The following is a 7,058-nucleotide window of genomic DNA, read 5'->3' on the forward strand; positions in this document are numbered from 1 at the left end:
TTAATGTCACCACACCGCATCCGCCACAGCGGTATTACAACACTTTTGGAAGCAACATCAGGGGATGTGAGAAAGGCGCAAAAAGTCAGCCGCCATGTTAAGCTGGATGTGCTTTACCAGTACGACGACAACCGTAAAAAAGGTCAAGAAGTTTTGACGAATTTATTGGCAGATATGATTGATTAGATTTTCCTTTACTCATACAGCTAATGAAACAGCATTTGGTTCAAGCGATCGCCTTTTACGCTCTTACTCGCTCCGTTCCTCGCTCTGCTTGGAGGCAAATCGCTCACTTGATGGGGTGATAGAGTCCATCATCTTGGTGAAACTCCCAACCTATACCCCGGGGATCGCGGTTACGAGTCCAGCTGATAAATTCTTTGGTAGTGAGTTTTTCTCTCTCAGATGCGTTTTTTGACGATGTTAAACCCAATCGCTGCGCCAATTTTTCAGGAGGGAATGGTTGCACTTCGACTTCTTGCTGCTGGTATGGGTATGATTGTCTTCGAGGTTTGGTGTTGTTGCTTAATCTCCCAGAAGCGTTAGCGTAAAGCCTACGGCATAGCTGAGTCCCAAGGGGACACGCTACGCGTTCACGAAGTGTCCCGAAGGGAACGCTTAACGCGGAGCGTTCCGTAGGAAAGCTTATCGTACAGCGCTACGCGCATGAAAACCGCGTAGCGTCTCGTTGGCGCAGCCTCTCGTAGAGAAGAGAAGATATCGCTCCTTCAAGAAGATCTAGCCTCCCTTGTAACCGCTTCTAACTTTGAAACCAAGTCGCTGCTTGCTGCTTGATGGGATTCGAGTTTTTCCAGCCTCATCTCAAGCTGCTTGACTAATTTACTACTTGCTGCAATGTCGATATCACTTTTGCTATCAAGACTTGATATCAAATCCTGCAAACCTTGCAGTAACACATCTGTATGCAAGGGCGCGGTGTAGCCTTTGATAGTTCGCGGATCGCGCTTTATGAGCACCGTTGGCACGCGAATCATCTGGCTTTTTGGGGTCGAATTATTTTTGTCGGACTTGAATTCTTTCATTCTGATATCAATAATGATATCTTGTTGTTATCAAAATTGATGATAGCATCTGGCTCTTTGGAATCAAATTATTTTTGTCGGACTTGAATTCTTTCATTTTGATATCAGGAACGATATCTTGTTGCTATCATCACTATTGAGAGCAACAATTATGCCTGAAGTGATACGGGATGTCGGTTCGCAGACTATTTTCAAATTGTCGCAGACTATTTGAAAATATTCGCGGACTAATTGAAAATTATGTTTGTGTAACCCAAATTCATTCGTACTAAACGGCGATCGCTCTCTACAAGAGTATTGCACCAAGGTCTTATCTCGTATGAATTTTGCGCCTTTGATCCCCAATTTGGGAGAAAATTTCAATTAGTCCGCGAATAAGGTCGGGGATTTTTCACATAAAAACTTGAATAATCAGGACGCGAACGAGACATTAACCGATTCGCGAACACTGGAAATAACTGAGTTGATGTATAGATTTCATCTAAGCGCGGAAACGAAGACAAAGGTTTAAAAGCACATTTCTCTTGAGCCTCTTTTACACCTTGGGTATAGACAAATTGATAGATACCCCCGTCAAATGTTAACCGACCAATGGGGAACCAATAGCGACTAATGGGGTCAAGCCAAGCTAAAAATAGTGTTTTTGGTGTCTTCAAGGTAGTGTTTCCCTCCAGGTAAGTAGCCTGTGAAAGTTGATTTCTAGAATTTCTTGAGCAAAATTACTTGCGTCGGGGGAGATGCGCGCTCGCGCTCTGGGCAATTAAAAATATCTAATATATTTGCTTTTGAGATATTTAGTATGTTGTAATATGCCATAAGTCCCAAATGCAATCTTTGTTCTGCACAATTGAGGCAAGAAGTTCATTCCCATGAACAAGCGTTCTCCCTTGTGGTAAAAAGTTGGGTGAGACTATCTACGGATATTGCCCTTGACTCATCAACACTTGCCGTTGAAGCACGCGATTAGGAACATTAAACTGAAGCAATCTTGCAGTCCCTTGACCAATCTGAGTTTTCCCTTCTATTCTCGCATTTACAATATAAAAATGTTCATCCCAAACCTGACGACGGGGATGAAACAATGGGATAATTTCTTTAGTAAATTGGTCTATAGTGGCGAAATCTGAACCTTTATGACGGTTGCAGGATAAACATGAAAGTGCTAAATTATCAGCGGTAGTTTCACCCCCATGCTTTACGGCAATAATATGGTCTACTTCATGGGTATATATAGAAAAATCTTGATGAATTAAGCAATATTCACAGCGTCCAGATGCTCTCTTTATTACTAGCTTACGTAGTTCGGCAGGAATTGAATTAGATGTCATTTATTTAATGCTGAATAGGCTCGTGCTTTTAATAAAATCATCATATGTTCTAATTGTTCGTAAACATCTAATTCTGCTAATTCCATTGAACTGAGTATTGTAGAGCGATTTTTTTCTAATAATGCTTGCAGGCGTATTTGAGCCTGGGGTGAAACTTTAAAAGTAATAATTTCTTCTGGGGTTGGACGCTTAATTAAAAAGTCAAGAACTTCTTGATAAACGGAGGAAATATCTGTAGTCTCAGCTAAGACTGTTGGCTGAACCTGTGGTAAACTAGCAACGTCTAATAATCGCCAAAGCAATTCGGGTAAGCGATTTTGCAAAGGTTCTAAACGTTGAGCCAGTTCATCAGAAATTTGAATGGTTAATTCTGCCATTGCGATCGCTCCCTTAGTGCTATCCGGCTTGTCTCTCGTATCCCAATTATAGCTTTACTACTCTTCGGTGCTGTTCAAAACCCTCACAAACTCTCCCCATCCACAACAAGCAAAATCCGACCTTTCATAAAACTGAGAATAGCCTCGAACTGGCGAATAAATCGACAATCCCTTCACACGCTCAAATCTACCCCCTGAAGTCACATTTGCCAAAATTAGAAAGTTGCTCCCGCATCCCGTAGAGCAAGTCCTTACCCGCAAAAAAAGTTAAGAAGTTTTGTTGTTGAAATCGACTGCCGCCTGGGCAACAAGTTGGTAGCAATCTATCAAATTCGTCCAGGGGATTGAGTCTGGGCGAACTGAGTCTTTGCTCGTATTGTTTGATAATATTATTTAGTTCGCTCTTGCAGTTAGCTTCTGTCAATCCCCTATCTTTGGGGAAGCGATAGCTTTCTTTTTTGTCTCGCTCTTCCCCCCAAGAGTTATTGGGAGGTGAGGGACGATTTTGTAGATAAAGCGACAGTGCAATTCTTGCTGCGCTTGTGTCGGCAATTTTAGAAGAAGCTTCTAGCTTCTAAAGCCTCCCCAAAAGCCGTTTTGGGATGTACTTGCTCTTTTTGACGCTTGCGATTGCCCTTCGGGCAGTGCTAGACGCGCAATCGCCATCAAACCAAAACTCATAGTGATACCAAGCTTGAGGGTAGTCTTTGCCGTTCAGAGTAATGGTTTTCCATTGAAGGTCGCCGCTACCCAATCCTTTGTCCCGTCTCATTTTACTAGGGCTGTTTTTACTGGGGTACTGACAACTGTCCCACATTGTTACTAGGGCTGTTTTTACTGGGGGGGTATCTCTGACTGCCGTGCATCGTTACTAGGGCTGCTTTGGATACCCACCAGTAATGTTTCCTCTCTTGGACTCTTGCCAACACCCAGCAATCCCAAAATCTCTATAACTGGGCGAGGGCTGCTCCTCACTCCCACCGAACCCTAGAGTTTGCCTTAAGGCTGTAAATCTCAACGCCAAGATAGAGGAAGACACTCGCACTCCAAAAGAGTTTTTGGATTTTATTGAGCAGAAGGGGAAAGAGGTTGCAGAGGCTTTGGCAGTCTTACGGGGCTGATTCTAAAACTTTTTAATAAGAAAGAATTCAGGAGCCTGGAACCAGAATTCAGTAGGAATTCTGTGCGTAGGAGTGGATGAATCAGAGGGTTTAAGTTATCTCTACCTAAAATATCTATTTGGTGGTCTTAACTGTTGGTGGCTAGACCCCACTAATTGTCCAAGCTGAATTCTGAATTCTAAATTCTGGATTCTTTTTTAATTTCCTATTTATATTTGTAGAAAAAGATTCTTCCAAATCTTTACAATATCTTCGTTTCGCTTATTTTGGGTCTTTATCCTTAAGAAGACGTGTCTTAGCTTGCTAAGCAATTTCTACTTTCCATCCAGGCTCAAGATTTAAACCATTTTTTGTTGCCAACTCTTGGGTTTGAGGAATAATAGGTTTATCCTCCTCAACTACTTCATCAAAATTATCATCAGTAGCGCGAAAATAGCGTTTTGTGAAAATTTTTGCGCTCAAATTCTGTCGGAAATAGGTCTTCGACTTCTGTATTTGTCGTAGCGCGAAGGGAGCCAACCATAATAATTCGGTCACTTATTCTACTGTAAAGATTGCTCTTATTGCTGCTTTGCCTCTAAAACTAGTAAAATTATAGTATAAACGTACTTGTTAAAAAGAGTATTTCCAGTTTTCCGTACTCTGCTTGTGCAGTTTGGGCTACCCCTGCCGCACAAGAGCACCTTAACAACCCCCAGCTTTAACCCGCTACCATTTTACACCCAATAAGCTCAAAATCTCTCTAACTGGGGCTTTTTCTGCTTCTAGCTTCTCAATCCTCCCCAAAAGCCGTTTTGGAATGTACCTGCTCTTTTTAACCTGGCGAACGCCATTTTTCCAAAACTCATAGTGATACCAAGCTTGGGGATAATCCTTGCCATTTCTGGTAATAACTTTCCATTGAATTGAGCCAGTACCACTACCTTTGTTTCGCCTAGTTTTACTAGGGATGTCTTTACTGGTGGGCACTGACAACTGTCCATCCGAGGTACTAGGGCTATCTTTACTGGTGGGTATCCCTAATTGTTCTGCATTATTACTAGGGCTACTTTCAATACACCCCAGTAATGTTTTTGGGACTTGTGCAGGCACAACACCTAACAATCCCAAAATCTCTATAACTGGGCGTTTTTGGTCTTCTGCTTCTTGAACCAGTCTAATTAATTGCTGATTGATGTACTTGCTTCTTTTTTTTCCGTTTTCCTTCCAATGATAGTAAGCCTGGGGATAGTCCTTTCCATTTTTGGTAATAGTGCGCCAATGGATAGTGCCGTTACCTTCTCCCCAATGTCTGCGTTTTGTACTAGGGCTATTTTTACTGGGGTGTAAATTAGATTGTTCCCCGTCGGTACTAGGGCTATCTTTACTGGTGGGTATCCCGAATTGTTCTGCATCATTACTAGGGCTGTTTTCAATACACCCCAGTAATTGCTTGGAATCGCTGCAACCATTATTCAGCCGTTGCAATAACTCTTTTAGATCGTCTTGAATGGCAAGGGAAATATTAAAAAGTCCCTGTTTCCCCTTAACTGCAAACGATTCTGTTAGAGGTTGGATATTTTCTAACTTCCAAACATAACGCCTTCTTCGCCAGTCACCGCAGAGAATTTGAGTTGCTGACTGTTGAGCGATAAACTCAGCCGTCATCTCAATGCAGTCTACTAAGTCTAGAATTGCGATCGCACATCCGCATGGAAAATTGGTTTTTTCCCAAGGTGGAAGTTGCAATTCTTCACAAATCTTAAAATATTGCTGATATTGTTTTGCTGTATGAGTTGCAGTTGAACAAATCAGCAGCTTGCCCCTGTAGTTAGTCTTCTTTGTTCTGGTTTCGTAATGCTTTAGACCCAAAGGGATTAAAGATGCCCAAGGCTGCCAAAGACTAATTGCTAACCAGTGTGAGTCAGTTGAAGTGGAATAATTACCTGTTGACTCTTTAGGGACACAATTCGTTGAGGTAGAGTACCCGTTGTCGGGCTGTGATAGCGAAGCGAGTAAAGAGCGAAGCGCAGATCGCAGCTTGCTTGCAAATTGTGTTACCGAGGGCTTCGCGGCGGCGGCGGGTGGTGCCGTCTCTGCTTTTAACTCCACAGGGGACGAGTACCCCATCGGCAAGCCAAACATCACCTCCAGCAATTCTGGATTTGCTACCTCGCCACATTGAATTAGCCCTAGATCTTTGAGTTTCACCTCGAATTTGTTCAACCAAGGAAGGCTGTTCAATGAAGACAGTGCTGTGGGGGTAGGCAACAATAAACAGTCTTTCAAGGGTAGTGGGGCAATCCAAACTCGGCTGCGCTGAGTACCAACCATTCCCCCACGTACCCGATGGCGGTAAAGTCGCTCTCGTATCGTTTAAAGAATGAACCTTTTGGTTCGCCTGGAGCGAGGGAGGGTCTTTCCGTAGACAAATGTGGACAGCCTTGTTTTGTAGATCCGCAACTCCCCACGACATTTTACAGATGTTGGCTGTCCACATTTGTCAAGGATTAGTGTAGCGGATGCATCGAGCAGTCCGGGGACGTTCTCGATGATGACCCATCTTGGTCTGCATCCAGCAACGACGCGGAGGAAGTCACTCCTTCGGTTGCGATTGTCTGTTGGTCCCAGATGTTTTCCTTGTCGGCTAAAGGGAGGGCAGGGGACTCCACCTGTGATAATATCGAAGGCTCCATCATAGGAAAATGCGTTAAAGTTGGTAATGTCCGAATGAATGGGAACGCTGTGTAAGGTTTTTTCTTAGGGTGCTTTGACAAAATTCGTGACACTCGCACAGCGTTATCAAATTCCCACTCAGCCAGGGGCTTACCGCCAGAACGATGCCGACGAATGCGATCGCGCTCATAGTGGTTTGAGTTCTAACTCTTCATATTGCTGAGTAACGCTGATTAAACTCCATAATCTATACTCCAACTGCTTTTTAGTCATTTCTAATGAGAATATAACTACAGGCAAGTTGTGGAAGAGCATTGTAGAATGAGCCAAATTGAGAGCGATCGCGCCCCTTGCCCATTGACGGGCGACCCGCAACAATGGTGAGCGTACCTGGTTCAAAACCCACCATCAAATTATCAAGTTCATTAAAACCTGTAGGGTTTCACAAACAATAGACACTCATTGACAGCCTTGTTTACTAGATCCTCGATCCCCCACGACATTTTACAGATGAAGGCTTATGCCATTTTTGTC

At 43.3% G+C, this 7,058-nt stretch carries 8 protein-coding genes and 2 pseudogenes; 1 reads left to right on the plus strand and 9 read right to left on the minus strand.

From position 1 onward, the window contains the following. Positions 1 to 186: pseudogene (locus PI95_RS33975) on the plus strand (tyrosine-type recombinase/integrase); the annotation flags it as partial. A 542-nt stretch (positions 187 to 728) separates the two neighbouring features. Here PI95_RS33975 and PI95_RS33980 read toward each other — a convergent pair. The 9 genes and pseudogenes from PI95_RS33980 to PI95_RS37620 form a co-directional block, all read right to left on the minus strand. Continuing rightward, positions 729 to 1,043: a hypothetical protein gene (locus tag PI95_RS33980; RefSeq protein WP_052325801.1), complete on the minus strand. Its 315-nt coding sequence runs from the start codon at positions 1,041 to 1,043 to the stop codon at positions 729 to 731. 398 nt (positions 1,044 to 1,441) lie between these two features. Next, positions 1,442 to 1,699, minus strand: a pseudogene (locus PI95_RS33985) (DNA-binding protein); the annotation flags it as partial. Positions 1,700 to 1,957: 258 nt separating this feature from the next. After that, on the minus strand, positions 1,958 to 2,371 hold the full coding sequence (locus PI95_RS33990; RefSeq protein ID WP_039753139.1) for an HNH endonuclease: 414 nt from the start codon (positions 2,369 to 2,371) through the stop codon (positions 1,958 to 1,960). Then, complete coding sequence (locus tag PI95_RS33995) at positions 2,368 to 2,748, minus strand: hypothetical protein (RefSeq protein ID WP_039753141.1); 381 nt, start codon at positions 2,746 to 2,748, stop codon at positions 2,368 to 2,370. Before PI95_RS33995 ends, PI95_RS33990 begins: the two co-directional genes overlap by 4 nt. Positions 2,749 to 2,935: 187 nt before the next feature. Further along, positions 2,936 to 3,172, minus strand: coding sequence for a hypothetical protein (locus PI95_RS34000; RefSeq protein WP_163519448.1), 237 nt, complete (start codon positions 3,170 to 3,172; stop codon positions 2,936 to 2,938). A gap of 1,000 nt (positions 3,173 to 4,172) precedes the next feature. After that, positions 4,173 to 4,406 (minus strand): hypothetical protein, encoded by a 234-nt coding sequence (locus PI95_RS34005; protein WP_039753144.1) that lies wholly within the window; start codon positions 4,404 to 4,406, stop codon positions 4,173 to 4,175. A 171-nt stretch (positions 4,407 to 4,577) separates the two neighbouring features. Continuing rightward, the gene (locus PI95_RS34010; protein ID WP_163519449.1) at positions 4,578 to 6,182 is read right to left on the minus strand and encodes an ASCH domain-containing protein; all 1,605 of its coding nucleotides are present in this window, start codon (positions 6,180 to 6,182) and stop codon (positions 4,578 to 4,580) included. A gap of 42 nt (positions 6,183 to 6,224) precedes the next feature. Next, positions 6,225 to 6,584, minus strand: a complete 360-nt coding sequence (locus PI95_RS37615; RefSeq protein ID WP_163519450.1) for a DNA cytosine methyltransferase — start codon at positions 6,582 to 6,584, stop codon at positions 6,225 to 6,227. Positions 6,585 to 6,789: 205 nt separating this feature from the next. Then, complete coding sequence (locus PI95_RS37620; protein ID WP_373695732.1) at positions 6,790 to 6,933, minus strand: hypothetical protein; 144 nt, start codon at positions 6,931 to 6,933, stop codon at positions 6,790 to 6,792. Positions 6,934 to 7,058: the final 125 nt, after the last annotated feature.

Origin of the sequence: Hassallia byssoidea VB512170 (assembly GCF_000817785.2) — a bacterium.
In the GTDB taxonomy this organism is placed as follows: domain Bacteria; phylum Cyanobacteriota; class Cyanobacteriia; order Cyanobacteriales; family Nostocaceae; genus Hassallia; species Hassallia carrinoi.

Coding starts and splice junctions, on each gene's coding strand:
- PI95_RS34010 (WP_163519449.1), bottom strand. CDS start 6,182: ATGGTTGGTACTCAGCGCAGCCGAGTTTGGATTGCCCCACTACCCTTG.
- PI95_RS33995 (WP_039753141.1), bottom strand. CDS start 2,748: ATGGCAGAATTAACCATTCAAATTTCTGATGAACTGGCTCAACGTTTA.
- PI95_RS33990 (WP_039753139.1), bottom strand. CDS start 2,371: ATGACATCTAATTCAATTCCTGCCGAACTACGTAAGCTAGTAATAAAG.
- PI95_RS37620 (WP_373695732.1), bottom strand. CDS start 6,933: ATGGTGGGTTTTGAACCAGGTACGCTCACCATTGTTGCGGGTCGCCCG.
- PI95_RS33980 (WP_052325801.1), bottom strand. CDS start 1,043: ATGAAAGAATTCAAGTCCGACAAAAATAATTCGACCCCAAAAAGCCAG.